This is a genomic window from Tenacibaculum finnmarkense genomovar ulcerans (genome assembly GCF_900239495.1).
Lineage (GTDB): Bacteria > Bacteroidota > Bacteroidia > Flavobacteriales > Flavobacteriaceae > Polaribacter > Polaribacter ulcerans.
Genome location: NZ_OENE01000055.1, coordinates 19,357 through 45,679 on the forward strand (window position 1 = coordinate 19,357; position 26,323 = coordinate 45,679).

The 26,323-nt window shown below is 32.9% G+C and carries 21 protein-coding genes and 1 riboswitch; of the genes, 20 read left to right on the forward strand and 1 reads right to left on the reverse strand.

The window, feature by feature from the left end:
* Positions 1–61 precede the first annotated feature (61 nt).
* From thrA to metF, 16 genes are all read left to right on the forward strand, one after another.
* A complete protein-coding gene (thrA, locus tag DPIF8902391_RS12090; protein ID WP_172505988.1) occupies positions 62–3,481 on the forward strand; it encodes a bifunctional aspartate kinase/homoserine dehydrogenase I in 3,420 nt (1,139 codons plus the stop codon).
* A gap of 19 nt (positions 3,482–3,500) precedes the next feature.
* Complete coding sequence (locus DPIF8902391_RS12095; protein WP_172505989.1) at positions 3,501–4,670, forward strand: trans-sulfuration enzyme family protein; 1,170 nt, start codon at positions 3,501–3,503, stop codon at positions 4,668–4,670.
* A 38-nt stretch (positions 4,671–4,708) separates the two neighbouring features.
* Positions 4,709–5,116, forward strand: a complete 408-nt coding sequence (locus DPIF8902391_RS12100) for an RrF2 family transcriptional regulator (protein WP_058884920.1) — start codon at positions 4,709–4,711, stop codon at positions 5,114–5,116.
* Between the two features lie 119 nt (positions 5,117–5,235).
* On the forward strand, positions 5,236–5,487 hold the full coding sequence (locus DPIF8902391_RS12105) for a DUF2061 domain-containing protein (protein ID WP_058884921.1): 252 nt from the start codon (positions 5,236–5,238) through the stop codon (positions 5,485–5,487).
* Positions 5,487–6,113, forward strand: coding sequence for a phosphoadenosine phosphosulfate reductase domain-containing protein (locus DPIF8902391_RS12110; protein WP_172505990.1), 627 nt, complete (start codon positions 5,487–5,489; stop codon positions 6,111–6,113). The genes DPIF8902391_RS12105 and DPIF8902391_RS12110 overlap by 1 nt, the downstream gene beginning before the upstream one ends.
* 16 nt (positions 6,114–6,129) lie before the next feature.
* Positions 6,130–7,101, forward strand: a complete 972-nt coding sequence (gene cysD, locus DPIF8902391_RS12115; protein ID WP_198912945.1) for a sulfate adenylyltransferase subunit CysD — start codon at positions 6,130–6,132, stop codon at positions 7,099–7,101.
* A gap of 108 nt (positions 7,102–7,209) precedes the next feature.
* Positions 7,210–8,457 carry a sulfate adenylyltransferase subunit 1 gene (locus DPIF8902391_RS12120; RefSeq protein ID WP_101917508.1) on the forward strand — a complete coding sequence of 416 codons (1,248 nt, stop codon included), beginning with the start codon at positions 7,210–7,212 and terminating at the stop codon, positions 8,455–8,457.
* Positions 8,458–8,508: 51 nt separating this feature from the next.
* Positions 8,509–10,629 (forward strand): HEPN domain-containing protein, encoded by a 2,121-nt coding sequence (locus tag DPIF8902391_RS12125; RefSeq protein WP_172505991.1) that lies wholly within the window; start codon positions 8,509–8,511, stop codon positions 10,627–10,629.
* 11 nt (positions 10,630–10,640) lie between these two features.
* A complete protein-coding gene (gene cobA, locus DPIF8902391_RS12130) occupies positions 10,641–11,417 on the forward strand; it encodes a uroporphyrinogen-III C-methyltransferase (RefSeq protein WP_242037291.1) in 777 nt (258 codons plus the stop codon).
* Between the two features lie 2 nt (positions 11,418–11,419).
* The gene (locus DPIF8902391_RS12135) at positions 11,420–11,998 is read left to right on the forward strand and encodes a precorrin-2 dehydrogenase/sirohydrochlorin ferrochelatase family protein (protein WP_172505992.1); all 579 of its coding nucleotides are present in this window, start codon (positions 11,420–11,422) and stop codon (positions 11,996–11,998) included.
* A gap of 84 nt (positions 11,999–12,082) precedes the next feature.
* Entirely contained in the window at positions 12,083–13,138 is a 1,056-nt protein-coding gene (locus DPIF8902391_RS12140) for an NAD(P)/FAD-dependent oxidoreductase (RefSeq protein WP_172505993.1), read from the forward strand.
* A 138-nt stretch (positions 13,139–13,276) separates the two neighbouring features.
* Positions 13,277–14,032, forward strand: a complete 756-nt coding sequence (gene epsC / locus DPIF8902391_RS12145) for a serine O-acetyltransferase EpsC (protein WP_058884927.1) — start codon at positions 13,277–13,279, stop codon at positions 14,030–14,032.
* 3 nt (positions 14,033–14,035) lie between these two features.
* Positions 14,036–14,926, forward strand: coding sequence for a cysteine synthase CysM (cysM, locus tag DPIF8902391_RS12150; protein WP_058884928.1), 891 nt, complete (start codon positions 14,036–14,038; stop codon positions 14,924–14,926).
* An 85-nt stretch (positions 14,927–15,011) separates the two neighbouring features.
* Positions 15,012–15,179, forward strand: a riboswitch (SAM riboswitch).
* A gap of 52 nt (positions 15,180–15,231) precedes the next feature.
* Positions 15,232–16,224 carry a homocysteine S-methyltransferase family protein gene (locus tag DPIF8902391_RS12155; RefSeq protein WP_058884929.1) on the forward strand — a complete coding sequence of 331 codons (993 nt, stop codon included), beginning with the start codon at positions 15,232–15,234 and terminating at the stop codon, positions 16,222–16,224.
* Positions 16,215–18,905, forward strand: coding sequence for a methionine synthase (metH, locus tag DPIF8902391_RS12160; protein ID WP_172505994.1), 2,691 nt, complete (start codon positions 16,215–16,217; stop codon positions 18,903–18,905). The genes DPIF8902391_RS12155 and metH overlap by 10 nt, the downstream gene beginning before the upstream one ends.
* Positions 18,906–19,211: 306 nt before the next feature.
* Positions 19,212–20,168 (forward strand): methylenetetrahydrofolate reductase [NAD(P)H], encoded by a 957-nt coding sequence (metF, locus tag DPIF8902391_RS12165; RefSeq protein WP_058884931.1) that lies wholly within the window; start codon positions 19,212–19,214, stop codon positions 20,166–20,168.
* Here the strand turns inward: metF and DPIF8902391_RS12170 are convergent.
* Complete coding sequence (locus tag DPIF8902391_RS12170) at positions 20,160–21,743, reverse strand: hypothetical protein (RefSeq protein WP_058884932.1); 1,584 nt, start codon at positions 21,741–21,743, stop codon at positions 20,160–20,162. The two genes, metF and DPIF8902391_RS12170, sit on opposite strands and share 9 nt — an antisense overlap.
* A 131-nt stretch (positions 21,744–21,874) precedes the next feature.
* Here DPIF8902391_RS12170 and DPIF8902391_RS12175 point away from each other — a divergent pair, with 131 nt between their 5' ends.
* The 4 genes from DPIF8902391_RS12175 to leuB are packed head-to-tail and all read left to right on the forward strand — an operon-like array spanning position 21,875 to position 26,171.
* Positions 21,875–23,050, forward strand: coding sequence for a 2-isopropylmalate synthase (locus DPIF8902391_RS12175; RefSeq protein ID WP_172505995.1), 1,176 nt, complete (start codon positions 21,875–21,877; stop codon positions 23,048–23,050).
* A 32-nt stretch (positions 23,051–23,082) separates the two neighbouring features.
* Positions 23,083–24,465 carry a 3-isopropylmalate dehydratase large subunit gene (leuC, locus tag DPIF8902391_RS12180; protein ID WP_058884934.1) on the forward strand — a complete coding sequence of 461 codons (1,383 nt, stop codon included), beginning with the start codon at positions 23,083–23,085 and terminating at the stop codon, positions 24,463–24,465.
* Between the two features lies 1 nt (position 24,466).
* Positions 24,467–25,045 carry a 3-isopropylmalate dehydratase small subunit gene (leuD, locus tag DPIF8902391_RS12185; RefSeq protein ID WP_058884935.1) on the forward strand — a complete coding sequence of 193 codons (579 nt, stop codon included), beginning with the start codon at positions 24,467–24,469 and terminating at the stop codon, positions 25,043–25,045.
* 10 nt (positions 25,046–25,055) lie between these two features.
* Positions 25,056–26,171 carry a 3-isopropylmalate dehydrogenase gene (gene leuB / locus DPIF8902391_RS12190; RefSeq protein WP_172505996.1) on the forward strand — a complete coding sequence of 372 codons (1,116 nt, stop codon included), beginning with the start codon at positions 25,056–25,058 and terminating at the stop codon, positions 26,169–26,171.
* Positions 26,172–26,323 lie beyond the last annotated feature (152 nt).

A 26,323-nucleotide genomic window follows, 5' to 3' on the forward strand; every position in this document is an offset into this window, starting at 1 on the left:
TTTTTTGATGAGAAAATAAGTACATGTAAATCATTCGTTTTTATATCCAAAATTTACCGTTTTGACAAAATTAATAAATAATTTATCGCACATAAATATTGTAAACTTTACGACAGAAAATGGACTTTTTTTTGCTGAAATTCCATTAAGTTATGAAGTTTTTGGTAAAAAAATAGGCACAGCGCCCATGGTTTTAATCAATCATGCATTAACAGGAAATAGCAATGTTGCAAACTCAAAAAATGGCTGGTGGAAAGATTTAATCGGAAAAAATAAAGCCATAAATACGGCAAATTATACGGTTTTATGTTTCAATATTCCAGGAAATGGCTACGATGGTTTTTTAATTGAAAATTATAAGAATTTTATTGCGAGAGATGTTGCAAAGCTATTTTTAAAAGGATTAGAAAAACTGAAAATAACCCAATTATTTGCTTTAATTGGTGGTTCTTTAGGCGGTGGAATTGCTTGGGAAATGGCGGTTTTAAATCCTGAAATAACTCAAAAATTCATTCCAATAGCTACCGATTGGAAAGCTACGGATTGGTTAATTGCCAACTGTCAAATTCAAGAACAATTTTTAGTAAATTCAAAAAATCCTGTGCATGATGCCCGCATGCACGCAATGTTATGTTACCGAACGCCAAAATCTTTTAAAGAACGTTTTCATCGCTCAAAAAAGGAAAATTCTGAAATATTTAATGTCGAAAGTTGGTTGTTGCATCACAGTGAAAAATTACAGGAACGCTATCAATTGGCATCCTATAAATTAATGAATCAGTTGTTAAAAACCATTGATGTAACCAAAAATAGCAACGAAAATAGCAATGAAAATAAAGTAGCTGTTTTAGAAAAAATTCAAGCCGATATTCATATTATTGGCGTTGATTCTGATTTGTTTTTTACCGCCGAAGAAAATAGAGAAACGCAAAAAGAATTAGCTTTAGTACACGATAATGTAACGTATAATGAAATAAATTCGGTACACGGACACGATGCTTTTTTAATGGAATACGAGCAATTAGAAAAAATAATCAGCCCAATTTTTAATCCAAAATTAAAAAATAAGAACATAAAAATAATCAAATTTGGCGGAAAATCGTTGTCAAATAACGGAATTAGCAATGTGATTTCTATTATTGAAGAAAAAATAAATAATCAAGAAAAAATAGCAGTAGTTGTTTCGGCAAGAGGAAATGCAACAAATCAATTAGAAGAAATTTTAGAAAAAGCATCTAAAAATGAAAATTATCAAAAAGAATTTGAAACGTTTAAATATGAACAATTAAAATTAACGCCACTGCTTGATTTTTCATCAGAATTTACACATTTAGAAAAACTTTTTGAAGGTGTTTTTTTATTAGGTGATTTTAGCCCAAAAATAAAAGATGAAATTCTAGCACAAGGAGAGCTTTTATCAGCAAAAACAGTTACTGAACTTTTAACGCAAAAAGGAATATCAGCAAAAATTACCGATGCCAGAAAGCTATTAAAAACAGCTGAAAATTTTGGGAATGCACAGCCAATTATAAAAATATCAAAAGAAAATGTACAAAAATATTTTAAGAAAAATAACAATACAGTAACTATTGTAACAGGTTTTATAGCGTCTAATTTAAAAGGAGAAACTACTACTTTAGGACGAAATGGAAGTAATTATACAGCATCGTTATTGGCGAATTTTTTAAATGCTGATGAATTGCAAAATTACACGCATGTTGATGGAATTTTTACCGCAAACCCCGATTTAGTTGCCGATGCTCAAAAAATAGAAACACTTTCTTTTTCTGAAGCAAATGAATTAGCCAATTTTGGAGCTACCATTTTACATGCAAAAACAATAAGCCCGTTATTGGAAAAAAATATCAATCTTCGGATTTTAAATACGTTTAAACCCAACGATTCAGGTACTTTAATTACATCGAAAACAACTTCAAAAGGCATAAAATCGATTGCTGTTTTAGATAATGTTGCTCTATTAAATTTTGAAGGAAGAGCTTTATTAGGAAAAGTTGGCGTAGATGCGCGTATTTTTAAAGCGTTAAGTAATAAAGAAATAAGTGTGAGTATTGTGTCGCAAGGTTCTTCGGAAAGAGGCATCGGTTTGGTGATCGATAAAAGTAAATCCGAAGAAGCTATAAAGGCATTAGAGCAAGAATTTGAAAGTGATTTTTATACCAAAGATGTACATCAAATTTCAATTATAGCCGATGTTTCGGTGATTTCAATTATTGGGCAAGATTTAAGTGAATTTCATCATTCGTATAATGCGTTGATTAAAAATCAAATTGTTCCGTTGCTTTTTAACAACACAATTTCAGGGAAAAATGTGAGTTTAGTTGTTAAAAAACAGCAATTACATAAAGCTTTAAACGTTATTCACGGACAGGTTTTTGGAGTTGCTAAAAAAATAAATATTGCCATTTTTGGAAAAGGATTAGTGGGTGGAACTTTAATTAATCAAATTATAGAAAATACCAATTCAATTCTTGAAAGAAATAAAATTCAATTGAATATTTTTGCCATTTCAGGTTCTAAAAAATTGCTATTAAATGAAAAAGGAATTGATGAAAATTGGGAAATTTATTTAGAAAATAGCATCGAAATTTCTGCTATACATACGATTATCGATTTTGCAAAAGAACATCATTTAGAAAATTTAATAGCCGTTGACAATACGGCTAGTCATCAATTTATTGAAAATTATACATCGTTAATTAAAGCTGGTTTCGATTTGGTTTCTTCTAATAAAATAGCCAATACCGTATCGCATAGTTTTTATAAAAAATTAAGAGATACTTTAGCTAAAAATAATAAATCATATTTGTATGAAACCAATGTTGGTGCAGGTTTGCCGTTAATTGATACGATTAAATTATTACACGATTCAGGAGAGAATATCACCAAAATTAGAGGCGTTTTTTCGGGGTCGTTAAGTTATTTATTTAACACTTTTTCTTCGGATGATGTAGCCTTTTCTGAAATACTTCAAAAAGCAATTGACAAGGGATTTACCGAGCCAGACCCAAGAGAAGATTTATGTGGAAATGATGTGGCTAGAAAATTATTAATCTTAGCACGTGAGTTAGATTTAAAAAATGAATTGGAAGATATTGCCATTGAAAATTTAATTCCGACAGCATTTAGAGAAAGCTCTTCGGCTGATTTTTTATCGAATTTAAAAGCTTTAAATACTGTTTTTCAGCAGAAAAAAGAAGCGCAAAAACCCAATCATGTATTGCGTTATATTGGTGATTTATCAGGCGATTTATCTAAAGAAAAAGGAAATTTAACGGTTAAATTAGTTTCTGTGCCAACAAATTCTGTTTTGGGAAGTTTAAAAGGTTCGGATGTTATTTTTGAAATTTATACGGAATCTTATGGCGAAAAACCGATTGTTATTCAAGGAGCAGGAGCGGGTGCAAAGGTAACCGCAAGAGGTGTTTTTGGCGATATTTTACGCTTGGCAAAAAATCATTAAAAGATAAAAAACAACAAACATGAGTTATCAATTTGAAACCCAAGCGATAAGAAACCAAACCGAACGTTCACAATTTTCGGAACATTCTACGCCGTTATATCTAACATCTAGTTTTGTTTTTGAAGATGCAGAAGATATGCGTGCTTGTTTTGCTGAAGAAAAAGATAAAAATTTATATAGCCGATTTTCAAACCCTAATACTACGGAATTTGTTAATAAAATTGTAGCGATGGAAAAAGCCGAAGCAGGATATGCTTTTGCTACAGGAATGTCGGCTGTTTTTTCGACTTTTGGAGCGTTGTTAAATGCGGGAGATCATATTGTTTCGTGCAGGTCTGTATTTGGTTCAACACATAGTTTGTTTACTAAATACTTTCCAAAATGGAATATTCAAACGAGCTATTTTAATATAAATCAACTTGAAAAAATTGAAGGTTTAATTCAGCCAAATACTAAAATTTTATATGCCGAAACGCCAACAAACCCAGCGGTTGATATTATTGATTTAGAATTGCTTGGTAAAATTGCTAAAAAACATAATTTATTATTGATAATAGACAATTGTTTTGCGACGCCTTATTTGCAAAATCCTATTGATTTTGGTGCCGATTTAGTCATTCATTCGGCAACCAAATTAATTGATGGACAAGGAAGAGTTTTAGGCGGAGTAACTGTTGGAAAAGCCGATTTAATTCGAGAAATTCACCTGTTTTCAAGAAATACAGGTCCTGCAATGTCACCTTTTAATGCGTGGGTTTTATCAAAAAGTTTAGAAACATTAAGTATCCGTGTTGAAAAACATTGTGAAAATGCTTTAAAAGTAGCGGAATTTTTAGAGAATCATCCGAAGGTAAATTTAGTGAAATATCCATTTTTAAAATCGCATCCAAAATATGAAATTGCAAAAAAACAAATGCGATTCGGTGGAAATATTGTAGCCTTCGAAATAAAAGGAGGTATTAATGCAGGGCGGAAGTTTTTAAACGCCATCAAAATGTGTTCTTTATCAGCAAATTTAGGCGATACCAGAAGTATTGTAACGCATCCAGCATCAACAACACATAGTAAATTAAATATAAATGATAGAATAGAAGTAGGAATTACCGATAGTTTAGTTCGATGTTCTGTTGGTTTAGAAAATGTAATAGATATTATAAACGATTTAAAACAGGCTTTAGAAACACAATAAAAAGAAACAAAAACTAAATAAAAGTGTACTTTTGTAGCATGCTTTCTAAAAAAACAAAATACGGAATAAAAGCCTTAACATTTATCGCTAGGCAAGAATATGGAATAAAAGTGCAAATAGCCACCATTTCCGAAAGTGAAAATATTTCACATAAATTTTTAGAAAGTATTTTGCTCACCCTTCGAAAAGCAGGTTTTTTAGGTGCTAAAAAAGGCAAGGGCGGCGGTTATTATATGTTGAAAAAAGCATCAGATATAAATATGACCGATGTTATTAGAACCCTTGAAGGACCAATAGCGATGCTGCCTTGTGTGAGTTTAAACTACTATGAAAAATGCAGCGATTGCCCCGATGAAGATGCTTGTGGTGTGCATAAATTAATGATACAAGTTAGAGATAATACTTTAAAAGTATTAAAAAATAACACCCTTGCCGATTTAGTGTAAAAACACCGTTTACGCCGTGTTTTTGTAAAATTTAGCCTTAATTTTTTTGTTATCTAATTTGAATTAATACATTTGCAATCTTAAAACCTAGTTACCCTATAGGGAAATAGTATTTTGAAATGATTTTAGAACAATTAATAAAAGAAAATAAAAATAATAAGCCAAATAAAGGAGCTGAAAACACTTTGCGAAGCCTTGCAAAATCGGTAAGTTGGCGCATAATAGGTACTATTGATACGGTTTTAATATCGTGGTTAATTACAGGGGAATTAGCCTTAGCATTTTCGATAGGAAGCATCGAATTAATTACAAAAATGATATTATACTTTTTTCACGAAAGAATTTGGAATAAAATAAAATGGGGAAAATAATGAGCTTAAAAAACGAATTGAATTTAGAAATTTTAAATAAAGAATTAGCAAAACTAAGCCCAAAAGAAATTGTGCAATGGGTTTTTAATTTAGATAAAAAAACCATTATTACCACAAACTTTAGACCTTATGAAGTAGCTATTTTACACCTAACATCCCAAGAAAGCCCCAATATAAAAGTTGTTTGGTGCGATACAGGTTATAACACTCCCCAAACCTACAAACACGCCGAGGAACTTATTGAAAGGTTAGCATTAAATGTTGATTTATATGTGCCAAAACAAACCGTAGCACATCGTACTGTTACTATGGGACTTCCTTCGGTTGATGACAAAAATCATGTAAAATTTACCGAACAAGTAAAGTTAGAGCCTTTTAAAAGAGCCATGAAAATTCATCAGCCTGAAATATGGTTTACCAACCTCCGAAAAGGACAAACGGCTTTTAGAGACGGTATCGGTGTTTTATCTTTTAGTAAAGATGGTATCTTAAAAGTGAGCCCTTTTTATCATTGGTCGGATGAAGATTTAGACGGGTATTTAGAAACCCATAAATTACCAAATGAGTTCAAATATTTTGATCCAACAAAGGTAGAGAGTAACAGAGAATGCGGTTTACATATTTAAAAATAAGAGTATCATTATGGACACTATAGTAATAGAAAAAACAGCTACAACATCAAAAAAAGTATCAAAAATAGCCTCAAAAACTTTAGAAACCACCATAAAAGTAGGCGCTTTAGAAAGCGAAGCTATTTATATTTTTAGAGAAGTTGTCGCACAGTTTGAAAAACCTGTATTATTATTTTCAGGAGGAAAAGACAGTATTACCTTGGTTCGATTGGCGCAAAAAGCCTTTTATCCAGCGAAAATACCGTTTCCTTTAATGCACATTGATACAGGGCATAATTTTCCTGAAACCATCGAATTTAGAGACCGTTTAGCCAAAGAATTAGGGGTGGAATTAATCGTAAGAAATGTACAAGATAATATTGATAACGGTAAAGTAAAAGAAGAAACGGGTAAATATGCGAGTAGAAATATGCTACAAACCGAAACCTTATTAGATGCTATTGAAGAATTCGGTTTTGACGCCTGTATCGGTGGTGCTCGTAGAGATGAAGAAAAAGCAAGAGCGAAAGAACGTATTTTTTCGGTAAGAGATGATTTTGGGCAATGGGATGAAAAAAATCAGCGTCCTGAGTTATTTGATATTTTAAATGGAAGAATTGATTTAGGGCAGAATGTGCGTGTTTTTCCTATTTCAAATTGGACAGAGTTAGATGTTTGGAGTTATATCCAAAAAGAAGCGATTGAAATTCCTTCGATTTATTTTGCGCATAAAAGAAAAACATTTGTTCGTGATGGAATGATTTGGTCGGTTGAAGATGCTGTTGTTTATCGTGAAGAAGATGAGGTTGTTCAAGAGCGTATGGTCCGTTTTCGTACTGTTGGCGATATGAGTTGTACCGCCGCTGTGCTGTCGGACGCTGTGAGTATTGATAAAGTGGTCGCTGAAATTAAAGAATCAAGCATTTCAGAAAGAGGGGCTAGAATTGATGATAAACGCTCAGAAGCGGCAATGGAAAAGCGCAAACAACAAGGTTATTTTTAAGAAGATTTAAAATTTATCTGAAAAAATAATAATTAAACAATACAAACTCGGTTTTTAATTGTTTTCAAGTTTTTAATTGAAATTAGTAAAAACAAATAGCATACAAAAATGAACGTATTAAAAATAGCAACAGCAGGAAGTGTCGATGATGGTAAAAGTACTTTAATTGGTCGTATTTTATATGATACAAAATCATTAACAGACGATAAATTGGAGGCAATTGAAGCAAAAAGTAAACAAAGAGGTTTTGATTATTTAGATTTTTCATTAGCAACTGATGGTTTAGTAGCTGAACGTGAACAAGGAATTACCATTGATGTTGCACATATTTATTTTTCAACACCAACAACCAGTTTTATTATTGCCGATACGCCTGGACATATTGAATATACTCGAAATATGGTTACAGGAGCGTCTAATTCACAAGCTTCTATCGTTTTAATTGATGCTCGAAATGGCGTAGTTGAACAAACGTACCGTCATTTTTTTATCAATACCTTATTACGAGTAAAAGACGTGGTAATTGCAGTTAATAAAATGGATTTGGTTGATTTTTCAGAAGATAAATTTAATGAAATCAAAAAAGAAATTCAAGATTTAGCAAGTAAAAGTGGCTATGAAAATCAACAAATAACCTTTATTCCTATTTCGGCATTAAAAGGCGATAATGTAGTTAAATCATCAACAAAAATGCCTTGGTATAAAGGAGAAACCTTGTTAAATCATTTAGAAACCTTAGAATTTGAAGATGTTTCTCAAGCTTCGCAAACACGTTTTCCTGTGCAAACGGTTATCAGACCTAAAACCGAACAATATCACGATTTTAGAGGATACGCAGGTAAAATTTATGGTGGCGATTTAGCCGTTGGCGATACCATAATGGTATTACCTTCTGAAACAAAATCTAAAATAAAAAGCATTCATTTTTTTGATAAAGAATATCAAAAAGCAACGCAAGGAAGTTCAATAACCATCACTTTAGAGGATAATATTAATATCAGCCGAGGCGATATGTTGGTCAAAGAAAATGAAGAACCAACGGTTGCAAAACAATTAAACGCTACTATTTGTTGGATGGATAAAACGCCTTTACAAGCATCTTCAAAATACATTATAAAACATGGCGTAAATGAAGTGCAGGCAAAAATTACGGCTTTAACATCAATTATAAAAACCGATTTTTCGGGGAAAGAAGAAAACCCATCAGAATTGGTTTTAAATGCAATTGGCGAAGTTTCTTTAAAAGTAAATAAACCGTTGTTTTTTGATAGTTATAGTAAAAATAAAGCAACAGGTTCGTTTATTTTAATCGATCCGAAAACCAATAATACCGCAGGAGTTGGCTTTATAGAGTAATCAAATTATATCAAAATAAAACGCTTTTAAAAGCGGATACCTAATAAAATTATGCAAAGTTTTAGAACCGAAATAGAAAACCCAATTGTAGAAAAAGATATTCTAGAATTAGCAAGAAAAATAGAACTTTTTAAAGAAGGTAAAATTGATGAAGAACGTTTTCGTAGTTTACGATTAGCACGAGGAGTTTATGGGCAACGTCAATTAGGCGTGCAAATGATTCGTATAAAATTGCCTTACGGAAAAGTTTCTAGTGAACAATTACATCGAATTGCCGATGTTTCTGACGAATATTCTCGTGGGCGTTTGCATATTACAACGCGTCAGGATATCCAAATTCATCATGTGAGTTTAGATAGAACGCCAGAATTATGGGCGCAATTAGAAAAAGATGACATTACTTTACGAGAAGCTTGTGGAAACGCGGTTCGAAATATAACCGCATCAGAAACCGCAGGAATTGATGTAAATGAACCTTTTGATGTGTCGCCCTATGCCGATGCTACGTTTAAATTTTTCTTAAGAAACCCAATTTGTCAAGAAATGGGACGAAAATTTAAAATGTCGTTTTCAGCTACGGATGATGATACGGCTTTAAGTTTTATGCACGATTTAGGATTTATCGCCAAATCAAAAATAATAGACGGAAAACCTGAAAAAGGATTCAAAGTTTTATTAGGCGGGGGATTGGGTTCACAGCCTCGACATGCCGATGTTATTTATGAATTTTTACCAGCAGATTTATTAATCCCTACTATTGAAGGCGTTTTACGTGTTTTTGACAGATACGGTGAACGTGCAAAAAGAGCAAAAGCTCGTTTGAAATTTTTAATAAAAGAAGTTGGCGTTCCTGCTTTTTTAGATTTAGTTAAAGAAGAACAAAAAGCATTTTCATACACAAATTATCCAATTGATACAACTGATTTTGAGCAGGAAATAAAATTTGAAACTGCTGAAATTCCTTTGGTAAAAATCAAAGATAAAGAAAGCTATAATAAATGGAAACAGTCAAATGTTATACAGCAGAAGCAATCAGGTTTATTTGCTATTGGAGTAAAAGTTCATTTAGGTGATTTTTATACCGATAAAGCTCGTTTGTTAGCTGATTTGATTAAAAAATACGGTGCAAATGAACTGCGTTTTACCTTGCGTCAGAATATTTTAATTCGTCATATTCGTCAAGAAACATTGCCTTTCTTTTATATTGAATTAGAAAAATTAGGCTTTACCGAAGCGGGATATAATAGCTTAAACGATATCACGGCTTGCCCAGGAACTGATACTTGTAATTTAGGAATTTCGAGCAGTACAGGTATTGCTTCTGAATTAGAGCGTGTTTTAAAATCGGAATATCCTGCGTATGTAAACAACAAAGACTTGGCGATTAAAATTAGCGGTTGTATGAATGCCTGTGGACAGCACAATATGGCACATATCGGTTTTCAAGGAATGTCTGTAAAAGTTGGAAATTTATTAGCGCCTGCCTTACAAGTTTTAGTTGGTGGTGGTGTAATTGGTAATGGAAAAGGGCGTTTTTCTGATAAATTAGTAAAAATACCGAGTAAAAGAGGACCAGAATCGCTGCGTATTTTATTAAATGATTTTGAAGATAATAAAATTCAAAATAAACTCGAAAATGAAGATTTTTTAACATATTATGATAGAAAAGGAAAAACGTATTTCTATGATTTGTTAAAGCATTTGTCGGATACCTCTAATTTATCCGAAGATGATTTTATGGATTGGGGACACGATAAAAACTATGTAAAAGCCATTGGAGTTGGTGAATGTGCTGGGGTTGTTATCGATTTAATTGCAACACTTTTATTTGAAAGTGAAGAAAAAATTGAAAATGCTACTCAAGCTTTTAATCAAGAACAATGGTCGGATAGTATTTATCATTCGTATTCTGCAATTATTAATACGGCAAAAGCTTTATTAACTGCCCAAGGTGAAAAAACAAATACACAGGCAGGAATTATTAGCAGTTTTGATAACGTTTTTATTGATGAAAATAAAATTTCGTTGCCAACAAAAACTTCTTTTGCTGATTTTGTGTATCAAATAAAAGAAAATGAGCCAACAGAAGCATTTGCAAATAAATATTTAGAAAATACAAAAGTGTTTTACAAAGCCGTAGATTCTTATAGAAAATTAGCGTTAGAAAATTAATAAAAATAATAATGATGATGAGAAATTTACCAAAATTAACCGTAATCGGAGCAGGGCCAGGCGATGTCGATTTAATCACTTTAAAAGCTATTAAGGTATTAAAAATAGCCGATGTTGTTTTATACGATGCTTTGGTAAATGATGAATTATTAAGTTATATAAACCCGAAAGCTGAGGTTATTTTTGTAGGAAAACGCCGAGGATGTTATCGTTATCAACAAGAGCAAATTAATGAATTAATTGTGGCTAGAGCAAAATCGCAGGGGCATGTGGTACGCTTAAAAGGTGGCGACCCTTTTATCTTTGGAAGAGGAGCTGAAGAAATGGAATATGCAGCAAAATTTGACGTAGCAGTTGCGGTTGTTCCAGGGATTTCATCATCATTAGCCGTAGCAGCTTCTCAAAATATCCCGCTTACAAAACGTGGATATGCCGAAAGTTTTTGGGTCATTACAGGAACGACCAAAGAACATAAATTATCAAGCGATATTGCGTTGGCATCAAAATCAAATGCAACTGTTGTCATTTTAATGGGAATGGGTAAATTATCAGAAATTGTAAGTCTTTTTAAACAAGAAAATAAGCAGGATTTACCTGTCGCAATTATTCAAAATGGCACCACATCCGAAGAGAAAATAGGTATAGGAACGGTAGATACTATCGAACAAATTGTGCTTGAAAATCAATTGGAAAATCCTGCAATTATCGTGTTAGGAGAAGTGGTAAAACATTGTGAAGAATTATTGAAAATCAAAAACAATACAAAAAAGGCGAAAATAATAGCATAACAATGGCGGAACAACGAAATAATTTATATCCAATATTCTTAAAAACAAATCAACTAGAAACCTTAATTGTTGGTGGTGGATTTGTGGCGCTTGAAAAATTATCTTTTTTGTTAAAATCAAGCCCAAATTCAAAAGTGCTGCTAGTTGCGCCTTTTTTTAGAGAAGAAACGATGGCTTTAGCAAATAAGTTTTCGGTTAAAATGATAACAGCTGTGTATCATAAAAAATACTTGGTAAATAAAAATATTGTCATCGCAACGACCGATAAAGTGGCTATAAATATTCAAGTTTATAAAGATTGTAAAGCACAAGAAATTTTAGTAAATGTGGCGGATAATCCGCCGTATTGTGATTTCTATATGGGTGGAATCGTAACCAAAGGAAACGTAAAAATTGCGATTTCTACCAACGGAAAATCACCTACAACTGCTAAAAGATTACGACAGTTTTTAGAGGAGGTAATTCCTGAAAATATTGATGATTTGGTACAAAATTTAAACAAATACAGAAAAACGCTGAAAGGCGATTTTGAGCAAAAAGTAAGAACACTAAATTTATTTACAAGAAGTTTAGTAGAATAAATATCAGAGAAAAAAGTAAAAAAATACCAAAAAAAATAAAACCTCACAGGTTTTTAAAACCTGTGAGGTTTAAAACAATTAAAAATGATTACAACAGATATCTTAATAATAGGAGCAGGACCAACGGGATTATTTACTGTTTTTGAAGCAGGATTATTAAAATTACGCTGTCATTTAATTGACGCATTACCACAACAAGGTGGGCAATGTTCAGAGATTTATCCAAAGAAACCAATTTATGATATTCCTGCATATCCAGAGATTTTAGCGGGCGATTTAACTCATAAATTAATGGAACAAATCAAGCAATTTGAACCAGGATTTACCTTAGGAGAACGTGCTGAAACTATCGAAAAACAAGAAGACGGAAGTTTTATTGTAACCACCAATAAAGGAACAAAACACCAAGCGCCCGTAGTAGCAATTGCAGGAGGTTTAGGGAGTTTTGAACCAAGAAAACCACCGATTCCAAACATCGCTGATTTTGAAGATAAGGGCTTGGAATACATGATTAAAGAACCTGAATTATATCGTAATAAAGACGTTGTAATTGCAGGTGGAGGCGACTCTGCTTTAGACTGGTCAATTTTTTTAACCGACATTGCAAAATCGGTTACTTTAGTTCACCGAAGAAATGAATTTCGTGGCGCTTTAGATTCCGTAGAAAAAGTACAAGAATTGAAAAATGCAGGAAAAATCAACCTAATAACACCTGCAGAAATTAAAGGAATTGTTGGGGGAAATCATGTGGAAGGCGTGGTAGTTTCTCAAAAAAATCAAGAAGAATATACGCTAAAATGCGACCATTTTATTCCTCTTTTTGGCTTGTCACCTAAATTAGGACCTATCGGAAATTGGGGCTTAGAAATTGAAAAAAATGCCATCAAAGTAAATAATGCCTTAGATTATCAAACAAATATTCCAGGAATTTATGCCATTGGCGATGTAAATACCTATCCTGGGAAATTAAAATTGATTTTATGCGGTTTTCACGAAGCAACTTTAATGTGTCAAAGTGCTTTTAAAATTATTTATCCTGATAAAAAATACGTAATGAAATACACCACAGTAGGCGGTATTGATGGTTTCGATGGCACTCGAAAAGAAGCCCCAAAAGCAGTGGTAAAAGCCATAAATTAATTTCATCGATTTGATTAAATCTCAAAATAAAAGCATAATTTTACGAGTTACATAGAGTGTTCTATTTGCTACTTTTAAAATGTTATAAGTAGTAAATAAAGCAATAATTTATATTGGTAATTGAGAATTTGAGAAGTAATGAGTACAATAGAAAAGTCACTGGAAAACTATAATATTTGTTTAAAAGACACGGTAGAGGTTTTTACAAAAAAAATATTTTACGCATTGTTTGACCAAGAATTTAAAGATAATAATCAAGAAAGTATCACACAGAATTTCTTTGAAATAACAAGCCGTTTAAAAATAAAAAACGCGGATAAAATTTGGAGGTTATTTCAAGATAAATTACCAGAAATAAGACGAAAATTAGATTTGGATGCTATTGCTTTTGAAAAAACAGATCCGGCAGCAAAAAGTTTAGAAGAAATTTATTTGGCGTATCCAGGGTTTCATGCCATTGCGATATATCGATTAAGTCATGAACTAAATAAACAGAAAGTACCAACTTTACCAAGAATGATGAGCGAATATGCCCACGGATTAACGGGTACTGATATTCATCCAGGAGCAACGATTGGTAGTTCGTTTTTTATAGATCATGCCACGGGAATCGTTATTGGTGAAACAACATTGATTAAAAATAATGTAAAAATTTATCAAGGAGTTACCCTTGGTGGAATTCAGGTAAAAAAGAGTTTAGCGCAAACAAAAAGACATCCGACAATTGAAAATAATGTAACAATTTATGCCAATGCGACTATTTTAGGTGGCGATGTTATTATAGGTGAAAATAGTATTATAGGAGCTAATGTGTGCGTTACAGAATCGGTACCGACAAAATCATTAGTAATTTATCAAACAGAAAATAAAATTGTTTCATTAAACAACGTTTAAATTATGAAAGCAAAAAAAATAACCGACTTTGTTGGAAATACCCCGCTAGTAGAAGTTAGCAATATTCTTGATAAAAAAGGCGTGCGTCTTTTTTTAAAATTAGAAGGAAATAACCCTGGTGGAAGCGTAAAAGATAGGGCTGCTTATAATATGATTTTAGAGGCTTTAAACCGAAGAAATATTAAAAAAGGAGACCATTTAGTCGAAGCAACAAGTGGAAATACAGGAATTGCATTGGCTTTTATCGCAAATGTATTGGGCTTAAAAATGACCCTTGTAATGCCTGAAAATTCGACGGTAGAACGTGTAAAAACCATGAAAGCCTACGGTGCCGAAGTCATATTAACGCCAAAGGAAGAAGGTATTGAAGGTTCGAGAGATTTAGCTCAAAAATTACGCTATAAAAAAGGCTATTTTATGCTAAATCAATTTGAAAATAACGATAATTGGAAGGCTCATTACAAAACCACAGGTCCTGAAATTTGGAAAGATACCGACGGTGAGGTAACTCATTTTGTATCGGCAATGGGAACTACAGGGACAATTATGGGCGTTTCTACCTATTTAAAAGAGCAAAATCCAAACATTCAAATTGTTGGTGTGCAACCTTGTGATGATGCTAGTATTCCGGGTATCAGAAAATGGTCAAAAGAATATTTACCAAAAATATTTGACCGCTCTAAAGTAGATCAAGTTATTGAAATAAGCGAAAATCAAGCCCGTAATATGACTCGAAAATTAGCCAGTCAAGAAGGTGTTTTTGGAGGTATGAGTAGTGGTGGAGCAGTACATGCAGCTTTGCAAGTTGCCCAGGAAATTGACCAAGGAATTATTGTCGCTATTATTTGTGATATCGGTGACAGATATTTGTCATCAAATTTGTATAATTATTAAAATACAGTAATTATAGTTTTAAAATTATAAAAAATATAAAAAAGTTCGTTAATTTGCACTTTATTAGTTCATTAATTTAATAAGAATGTTATCAAGAAAGGTGGAGGGATTAGACCCAAAGAAACCTTAGCAACCCTTTATTTGGAAAGTTTAAAAATTTTAGAATTTTTAAATAAATCAAATAAAGAAGGTGCTAAATTCTACTTAAAAACTGTTTTATTACAAAATTATAGTTTTTTAAGAGAGATAACGGCAAAGAACTTTTTTTTCCTCTTTTCCTGATAGCTTCTACTATAAAATCAGGAATGTCAAACATTTATCAAGAAATACAAAAACGTATTCTAGTGCTCGATGGAGCAATGGGAACCATGCTTCAGGCATACAAATTTACCGAAGAAGATTTCCGAGGAAAACGCTTTAAAAATTATCCAACATCGTTGCAAGGAAACAACGATTTACTCTCTATAACACAACCAAAAGCTATAAAAGAAATCCATGCAAAATACTTTGCAGCAGGCGCTGATATTATAGAAACCAATACTTTTTCGGGCACAACAATTGCGATGGCTGATTATCAAATGGAAGATTTGGTGTATGAATTAAATTATCAATCTGCAAAAATAGCCAAAGAAGTTTCCGATGAATTTACCCAAAAAGAACCGCATAAACCACGATTTGTAGCAGGTTCAATAGGTCCAACAAATCGTACTGCAAGTATGTCGCCCGACGTAAACGATCCTGGGTATAGAGCTGTTACTTTTGAGGAATTACGCATTGCTTATAAGCAACAAGTGGAAGCACTTTTAGACGGCGGTTGCGATATTTTATTAGTAGAAACTGTTTTTGATACCCTAAACGCAAAAGCAGCATTATTTGCGATTGAAGAAGTAAAAGAAGCCCGAAAAATAGACGTTCCAATCATGTTAAGCGGTACAATTACCGATGCCAGCGGAAGAACGTTGTCGGGGCAAACTGCAGAAGCTTTTTTAATTTCTATTTCTCATATTCCGCTATTATCCGTAGGATTTAACTGTGCTTTAGGCGCTAATTTATTACAACCTCATTTAGAGGCAATCGCTTCGAAAACCAACTTTGCAATTTCGGCACATCCAAATGCTGGACTTCCAAATGCTTTTGGCGAATACGACGAAACTGCTCAAGAAATGGGAAATCAAATTGAAGAATATTTTAAGAAAAATTTGATAAATATTATCGGCGGATGTTGCGGTACAACGCCAGAACATATTGCAACGATTTCGGAATTAGCAACTAAATATCCTCCAAGAAAATGCCTATAAAACAAGAAATAAAACAAGAAAAATATTTGCATTTATCGGGTTTAGAACCATTGGTTTTAAATGAAAATAGCAATTTTATTAACGTTGGAGAACGTACCAATGTTGCAGGTTCTCGCAAGTTTTTACGATTGATAAAAGAAGAAAAATTTGAAGAAGCATTAGCCGTTGCAAGGCATCAGGTAGAAGGCGGAGCGCAAATTATCGATATTAATATGGATGATGGTTTGATTGATGGAAAACAAGCCATGGTTCGGTTTTTAAATTTGATTGCTTCTGAGCCTGATATTTGCCGTGTTCCACTGATGATTGATAGCTCAAAGTGGGAAATTATTGAAGCAGGTTTACAGGTTGTACAAGGAAAAAGTATTGTAAATTCTATTTCTTTAAAAGAAGGGGAAGAAAATTTTATTTGGCAAGCAACTCAAGTTAAAAGATACGGAGCAGCAGTAATTGTTATGGCTTTTGATCAGGTTGGGCAGGCGGATACATATCAAAGAAGAATAGAAATTGCAAAAAGGTCGTATGATATTTTGGTTGATAAAGTAGGCTTTGCATCCGAAGATATTATTTTTGATTTGAATATTTTCCCTGTCGCCACAGGAATGGAAGAACACCGAAAAAATGCTATCGATTTTATTGAAGCAACTCGCTGGGTTCGTCAAAATTTGCCAAATGTAAGCGTAAGTGGTGGCGTTAGTAATGTGTCTTTTTCTTTCCGAGGAAATAATACCGTGCGAGAAGCAATGCACTCGGTTTTTCTGTATTATGCGATTCAAGCTGGAATGAATATTGGAATTGTAAACCCAGCAATGTTAGAAATTTATGATGATATTCCAAAAGATTTATTAGCGCATATTGAAGATATTATTTTAGATAGAAGAGAAGACGCAACCGAGCGTTTATTAGATTTTGCTGAAACGGTAAAAGGCGTTAAAAAACAAGATGAAGCAACTGTTTTAGCGTGGCGAAGTTTACCATTGCAAGACCGAATTACGCATTGTTTGGTAAAAGGAATTGATGCTTTTATTTTAGAAGATATTGAACAAGCACGGCAAGAAGCCCAAAAACCAATTCAAGTTATTGAAGGCAATTTAATGATCGGTATGAATGTGGTTGGCGATTTATTTGGTGCAGGAAAAATGTTTCTGCCTCAAGTAGTAAAATCGGCTCGGGTGATGAAAAAAGCAGTGGCATATTTAAACCCATTTATTGAAGCCGAAAAAGGCGAAAAACAACAAGCTTTAGGGAAAATTTTAATGGCAACTGTAAAAGGCGATGTGCACGATATTGGTAAAAATATTGTAAGCGTTGTTTTGGGATGTAATAATTATGAAATTGTTGATTTAGGTGTAATGGTTGCACCTGAAAAAATTATTGAAACCGCTAAAAAAGAACATGTTGATATTATTGGTTTATCAGGATTAATAACGCCTTCTTTAGATGAAATGGTGTATTTGGCAAAGGAAATGGAGCGTCAAAATTTTACGGTTCCCTTGCTAATTGGCGGGGCAACAACTTCAAAAGCACATACGGCAGTAAAAATAGATACCCAATATAAAAATGCGGTGGTTCATGTAAATGATGCTTCAAGAGCGGTAACGGTTGTTAGTGATTTGTTAAACAAAGAAACGAGTAACACTTATGTTGCAAAACTTAAAAAAGATTACGATGAATTTCGTGAAAAGTTCTTAAAACGAGGAAAAACAAAGGCATATACTTCTATTGAAGAAGCTAGAAAACGCAAATTTAAAATAGATTGGGAAATGTCATCAATAGTAAAACCAAAAGAATTAGGTGTTCAAACTTTAGAACAAGTAAGTTTAAAAGAATTAGTACCTTTTATTGATTGGAGTCCGTTTTTTAGAAGTTGGGATTTGCACGGAAAATACCCCGCTATTTTAACTGATGAAATTGTCGGTGAACAGGCAACACAATTATTTGAAGATTCAAAAATAATTTTAGATAAAATCATTAGCAAGCAATTGTTAAAATCTAAAGCAATTTTCGGCTTATTTGAAGCAAATTCTATAAACGATGATGATATTTCTATTCAGAAAAATTCAAAAGAAATTGCTGTTTTTAGAACCCTGCGTCAGCAATTAAAAAAGCGAGATGGAAAACCAAGTATTGCTTTAGCCGATTTTATAGCTCCAAAAGAATTAGGAAAACAAGATTATATGGGGGCATTTTGTACTGCAATTTTTGGGGCAGACCAGTTAGCAAAAAAATATAAAGACAAAGAAGACGATTATAATGCGATTATGGTACAGGCAATTGCCGATCGTTTTGCCGAAGCTTTTGCGGAATATTTGCATCACAGAATACGAACAAAACATTGGGGATATGCATTTGATGAAACTTTATCGAACGAAGAGTTAATTAAAGAAAATTATAAAGGAATCCGTCCTGCACCGGGCTATCCTGCTTGCCCTGATCATTTAGAAAAACAAACGATTTGGAGTCTTTTAAATGTCGAAGAAAAAATAGGCGTAACCCTTACCGAAAGTTTAGCGATGTGGCCAGCAGCAGCAGTTTCGGGATATTATTTTGCAAATAAAGAAGCAAAATACTTCGGATTAGGGAAAATTACCGATGACCAAGTGCGTGATTTTGCAGATAGAAAAAATATCACTTTAGAAAAAGCTAGAAAATGGTTACATCCTGCTATTGCCGATGTATAAGAGCCTGTTTAAAAATTAAATAAACTGTCAGTTCGAGTGATTTTTTTTCTTCAAAAAAATTGTATCGAGAACTTTTTTAATATTAAAGTTAATCAACATGAAATAATTCAAATTCTCGATACTATTTTAATTCCTTTTAGTCATTAAAATCACTCGAATTGACAATAATTATCAAAAAAAGCAAAGAACTACGGTAAATCAGGATGCGAAACTGAAATAAATTCAGTTTGACGGATTCGATTTTTCAGCTATAAAACCTTTTTAAATAAAATTTAAACAGGCTTTAAATCATTAAAAATAAATTTTATGAAAGTAACCAAACATATCGAAAAAGCAAACGGAAAAACATTGTTTTCGTTTGAAATTATTCCGCCGAAAAAAGGAAATAATATTCAAGATTTATATCAAAACATTGAGCCGTTAATGGAATTTAATCCCCCTTTTATCGATGTTACAACCTCAAGAGAAGAGCATTTATATATTGATAAAGGAAACGGTTTATTAGATCGGAAAATTACTAGAATGCGTCCTGGAACAGTTGGTATTTGTGCGGCGATAAAACATAAATACGATGTCGATACCGTGCCACACGTGCTTTGTGGCGGTTTTAGTAAAGAAGAAACCGAATATTTATTGGTCGATTGCCATTATTTAGGTATCGAAAATGTAATGGCATTGCGAGGCGATGCCATGAGTCATCAGCGGTATTTTGAGGTGAGTAAAGGCGGGCATCAATATGCAACACAATTGGTGGCGCAAATTAAAAATTTAAATAAAGGGAAATATTTACACGATGTAATTGAGGCAAATCATAAGGCTGATTTTTGTATTGGCGTTGCGGGATATCCCGAAAAACATTTAGAAGCTCCGTCGCTACAAACCGATTTAAAACGCCTAAAAGAAAAAGTCGATGCAGGGGCAGATTATGTGGTTACGCAAATGTTTTTTGACAATAAAAAGTATTTTGAGTTTGTAAAACACGCAAGAGAAATGGGCATTACCGTGCCGATTATCCCTGGGATAAAACCGATTTCGGTAAAGCGTCATTTGCAATTATTACCACAGGTTTTTAAAATTGATTTGCCACAAAATTTAATCACCGAAATAGAATTGTGTAAAAATAATCAGCAGGTTCGAGAGCTTGGAATTGCATGGGCAATTGCGCAATCGCAAGAATTATTAAAGTCGGGTGTGCCTGTTTTACATTATTATTCTATGGGGAAAAGTGACAATATTAAAGCGATTTCCAAGGCGTTATTTTAATTTTTTAGCACTATTTTTAGAATTTTGAAGGTATTTGTTTTTGATGATTTCGGCGACTGTTTTATTTTCTATTTTAGATGCCAACCACGAAAGAATGTCTAAATATAGGAAGGCTCTTTTTTCATACGGATGATTTTCATATACTTTTAATCGATCATAAATTTTTTTAAATTCCTTTTTTATTTGATGTGGATATACGTCGCCTAGCGCTTTTATTGACGATATAAGTTCTTTTTGAACTTCTTGAAGGTTTTCCATTTTTAATAAAAAGCGGTAGGTGTCTTTAAATTGTAATTCAAAATCGTAATCTAAACCGCATTCGTAATGGGCAATTAAACTTAAAACTCTGGCAAAACATTGCAGGTCTTGGGCTACATGTATTTTTTTCGATTTTATAATTTTATTCAAGTAAAAAATACATTCTTTATTGTTGCCCATTCCAAAATATAAACTAGCTATTTTATAATACAACACAACAATATGATGGTTGTCTAACTTGTTTTTATAAAGTGCAATTTTACTATTTATAGTGGCTACTAAATATGCTCCTTCTGAAAAACTTCCTTCTAAAAAATGCAGGTGTAATTTGTTTGCATAATAGTATTGAAAAATTAAAATTTCGGTATTGCTATTTATTGGGATGTCGTTATTTTCGATTTCTTTTTCAAAAAAAAGCAGTTCTTTTTTAAATTTGGTAAAATGCTTGATGAAAAATAAGCTTTCTAATAAATAGTTTTTTCCTTTTAAGTAAAAAACAGGATGAATTGCAATGTTTTTAGGATCGTTTTTAAATAAATCGACCCATTTATTGGCATATTTATAGCTTTGTAAAAAATCTTGTGTTAAAAAACTACGCCATAAATGAGCCTTGTAAAGCCATAATTTTTCTCTAAATCCTAAGGTATCATACTGGTAATTTGGCAATCTTGAATTAAAATAAGAAGTTGCTTTTTGAAGCTCAATATCATTTTTTACATAGCCGTTTTTTAACAAAGCGCCATATAATTGTAGCGATAAATTAGACAATTTACTAGCAATTACATTTTGCTGACTCAGTTCTTTTGCTTGAATGGTTAATTGGTCTGATCGGGTGCTAATACTTCGGGTAATATATTGACTTTCAATGACTTTTTCAAATTCTACAATTTCGTAAGCAATGTTTTTTTCTTCGCTATCAATCGCCATATTTTTGGCTTTATCGAGTAGTTTTAAACTTTGTTTGTACAATCCTTTTTGATACAAAATAGTCGCAAAATCTAACAATTCTCGTATTTGAATTCGGATGTTTTTATGTGCGGGGTTCATCCGCAGACTAATTAAAATTTGCTTGTATAAATGTGCTTTTAAATTAGAGAGCTGCTGTTTGCTTACAATATTATTTTTGATGATAATTTTTTCATCATATTTTTTTTGTTTATCTAAAAATTTGAACAGCGCAAAAAATTTAGCGTCATTGTTTCCTTCTAAACGACCAACGTAAAGGTTAAACTGACGTTTTTCAGATTTTGATAAAGATTTTATCAGTACAAATAACGTATCGTTTTGTTGATTGAACGGTGTAGTATAGTTTGTCATAAACTCTTATTTTTCAGTGCTTTAAAATATTTTTTTTAAAGTTAAATATCGTAGGTTATCCTTTTTTTTTAAATAAATTAAAGACATCAACAGCTATATTTGATTAATTAAAGGTAAATAAATTAAGATAGATGCAAAACGATAAAGTACAAATTTTTGATACAACACTTCGTGATGGCGAGCAAGTGCCTGGTTGTAAGTTAGACACGACACAAAAATTAATTATCGCCGAAAGGCTTGATTTTTTAGGAGTCGATGTTATTGAAGCTGGTTTTCCTGTGTCAAGCCCTGGAGATTTTGCTTCGGTACAAGAAATTTCAAAAATTGTTAAAAATGCTACCGTTTGTGGATTAACACGCGCGGTTAAAAAAGATATTGAAGTGGCAGCCGCAGCGTTAAAAAATGCGGTGAAACCAAGAATTCATACAGGAATCGGAACAAGTGATTCTCATATAAAATATAAATTTAATTCTTCACAAAGTGAGGTTATCCGAAGAGGAAAAGAAGCGGTTTCTTATGCTAAAAATTTTGTGGACGATGTAGAGTTTTACGCCGAAGATGCAGGAAGAACCGACAATGTTTTCTTGGCAAAGGTTTGTGAAGAAATGATAAAATCGGGCGCTACGGTTTTAAATATTCCTGATACCACAGGATATTGTTTGCCTGAAGAATATGGTGCGAAAATTAAATATTTAAAAGAGAATGTAAAAGGAATTGAAAATGTAATCTTATCTTGTCATTGTCATAACGATTTAGGCTTGGCAACCGCAAATTCAATTGCTGGAGTTATTAACGGAGCAAGGCAAATAGAATGTACGGTTAACGGAATCGGGGAGCGTGCAGGAAATACCGCTTTAGAGGAAGTGGTAATGATTTTAAAACAACATCCGTATTTGAATTTACAGACCGATATTAACACCAAATTATTGTACGATACTAGTATAATGGTGCGTGAAAGTATGGGAATGGATGTACAAGCAAACAAAGCAATTGTAGGAGCAAATGCCTTTGCGCATAGTTCAGGAATTCATCAAGATGGGGTTATCAAAAACCGTGAAACCTACGAAATTATGAATCCGTTAGATGTTGGTGTAACAGAAAGTGCCATCGTTTTAACTGCCCGAAGCGGAAGAGCGGCATTGGCATATCGTTCTAAAAATATAGGCTACGAATTGACCAAAATACAGTTAGATTCGGCATATCAGTTATTCTTAAAAGTTGCCGATACTCAAAAAGAAGTAGTTGATCAAGATCTTCATAGATTAATGGAGGAAGTCAATAAAATATCAAAAATAATAGTAGCATAAATTAGCACAAATAAATAATAGCATAAATGATAATGGGAAAAACATTATTTGATAAAGTTTGGGACGCTCATGTGGTAGATACCATTGAAAACGGTCCACAGGTTTTATATATAGACAAGCATTTAATTCACGAAGTTACCAGCCCTCAGGCTTTTAATGAGTTGAAAGAACGAAATATTCCAGTTGCAAGACCCGATAAAATTGTTGCTACCGCTGACCATAATACGCCAACGGTAAATCAGCATTTGCCTATTGAGGATGATTTATCGAGAAATCAATTAGCAGAATTAACTAAAAATTGTAAGGAAAATAATATTACTTTATACGAATTAGGGCACGAAAATAACGGAATTGTTCACGTTATAGCGCCAGAATTAGGAATTACACAGCCAGGAATGACCATGGTTTGTGGAGATTCGCATACATCTACACATGGAGCTTTTGGAACCATTGCTTTCGGAATTGGAACAAGTCAAGTGGCACAAGTTTTTGCAAGCCAATGTTTGTTGCTTCAAAAACCCAAAAGCTTGCGTGTTACGGTAAACGGAAAATTGAAAAAAGGTGTTTTACCAAAAGATGTGATACTTTATATTATAGCTCAATTAGGAACCAATTCAGGGACAGGTTATTTTTGCGAATACGCAGGAAATGTCTTTGAAGAAATGTCGATGGAAGGCAGAATGACGGTTTGTAATATGAGTATTGAAATGGGCGCAAGAGGAGGAATGATAGCGCCTGATAAAACTACTTTTGACTACGTAAAAGGAAAAGAATTTGCACCAAAAGGTAGTGATTTTGATAAAAAAGTAGCTTATTGGGAAACCTTAAAAACGGATGCTGATGCTACTTTTGATAAGGAATATACGTTAAATGCCCAAGATATTGAGCCGATGCTAACCTTCGGAACAAACCCAGGAATGGGAATTAAAATTTCTGAAAATATTCCGCAGGAAAATGATGCTTCTTTTGAAAAATCATTGGCGTACATGAATTTTAAAAAAGGGGAAACTTTAATTGATAAACAAGTAAATTATGTGTTTATCGGAAGTTGTACAAATTCTCGAATTGAAGATTTTAGAGAGGTTGCAAATTACGTAAAAGGAAAGCAAAAAGCACAAAATGTAAATGCCTGGTTAGTTCCGGGATCGCAAAAAGTGGCAAAACAAATTGAGGCGGAGGGCTTAAAAACTATTTTTGAAACTGCTGGTTTTGAACTGCGTCAGCCTGGTTGTTCGGCTTGTTTGGCAATGAATGACGATAAAATTCCGGAAGGTGAATATTGCGTTTCTACCTCTAACAGAAATTTTGAAGGTAGGCAAGGGCAAGGATCTAGAACTATTTTAGCAAGTCCATTAATTGCCGCAGCAACTGCTGTTGCAGGAAAAATTATTGATATTACAAAACAGTTAAATTAAAATGGAAAAATTTATAAAATTAACCGATACAGCGGTTCCGTTGCTAACAGAAAATGTAGATACCGATCAAATTATTCCTGCTCGTTTTTTAAAAGCGACTGATAAAAAAGGATTTGGTGATAATGTTTTTAGAGATTGGCGTTTTCATAAAGATGGAAGCCTAAATGAAGAATTTATCTTAAATAATAAAAATTATACAGGAAGTATTTTAATTGCTGGCGATAATTTTGGCTGTGGTTCGAGTAGAGAACACGCGGCTTGGGCGTTGTCTGGCTACGGGTTTAAAGTAGTGGTTAGTAGCTTTTTTGCTGATATTTTTAAAGGGAACGCTTTGAATAACGGAATTTTACCCGTGCAGGTATCCGAAGAGTATTTAAAAAAATTATTGAAAAAAATCACTGAAAATCCAACGACAAGTGTTATTATTGACTTAGAAAATCAAGAAATTAAAACAGCTGTTGGTACGCGTAGTTTTGAAATTAATCCATATAAAAAAGTATGTATGATTAATGGCTATGATGACATTGATTTTTTAGTAAGTAAAAAAGATAAAATAGAAGCTTTTGAGGCTTCATTATAAAAGATAAAAGATGAAATTTAATATCGCTGTAATTCCCGGGGATGGTATAGGTCCAGAAGTAACTGCTCAGGCACAAAAAGTGTTAAAAGCAGTAGCAAATGTGTATGATCATACCTTTATGTTTAAAGAGGCTTTAATGGGTGCTTGCGCTATTGATAAAACGGGAAATCCGTTGCCAGAAGAAACGATTGATTTATGTAAAAAAAGTGATGCCATTTTATTTGGTGCCATCGGTGATCCTAAATATGATAACGACCCTACTGCAAAGGTGCGCCCAGAGCAAGGTTTGTTAAAATTACGAAAAGAATTAGGTCTTTTTTGCAACGAGCGTCCTGTAAAAGCATACAGTCAATTAATTGATAATTCTCCCTTAAAAAGAGAAATTATTCAAGGGACTGATATTACTATTTATAGAGAATTAACGGGCGGAATTTACTTCGGAACAAAAGAATTAAGTGACGATAAGCAAACGGCTTCTGACAGCTGTTCTTATTCGGTATTTGAAATTGAACGCATTGCGCATTTGGCTTTTAAAGCAGCGCAAAACAGGCGTAAAAAATTAACGTTAGTCGATAAGGCAAACGTGCTGGAAACCTCAAGATTGTGGCGTAAAACAGTTACCGCTTTAGCAAAACAATATCCTGATGTAGCGCTTGATTTTATTTATGTTGATAACGCTGCGATGCAATTAATTTTAAATCCGAAGCAGTTTGACGTTATTTTAACCGAAAATTTATTTGGCGATATTTTATCGGATGAAGCAAGTGTAATTGGTGGTTCTATCGGTTTATTGGCTTCTTCATCTATCGGAAAAGAAAATGCACTTTTTGAACCAATTCACGGTTCATTTCCACAAGCAAAAGGAAAAGATATAGCTAATCCGTTAGCGGCTATTTTATCGGCAGCGATGTTGTTGAAACATTTAGGTTTACACGAAGAATCGTTTGTTGTAGAAGCGGCTGTTGATAAATCATTAGAATTAGGAATAACGACTCAAGATATTGCTTCGGATAAGAATTTTGGAACAAGTAAGGTTGGTGATTTTATTGCTGATTATATCTATAACAAAGAGGATAGCAATATCAATTTTAAAAATATTCACATGGGGCAGAGTACTATTATATAGTTGCTCGCTTTGGTTGGTGAATAATTTAATTTTTGAAATATATTATAAAATCCCGTACTTTTTAGTGCGGGATTTTTTGTTGGGTTTTGAACTGGTTAATTCTTTAAATACATATTTTATATTACATCTTATAAAAGATACAACTATTTTAA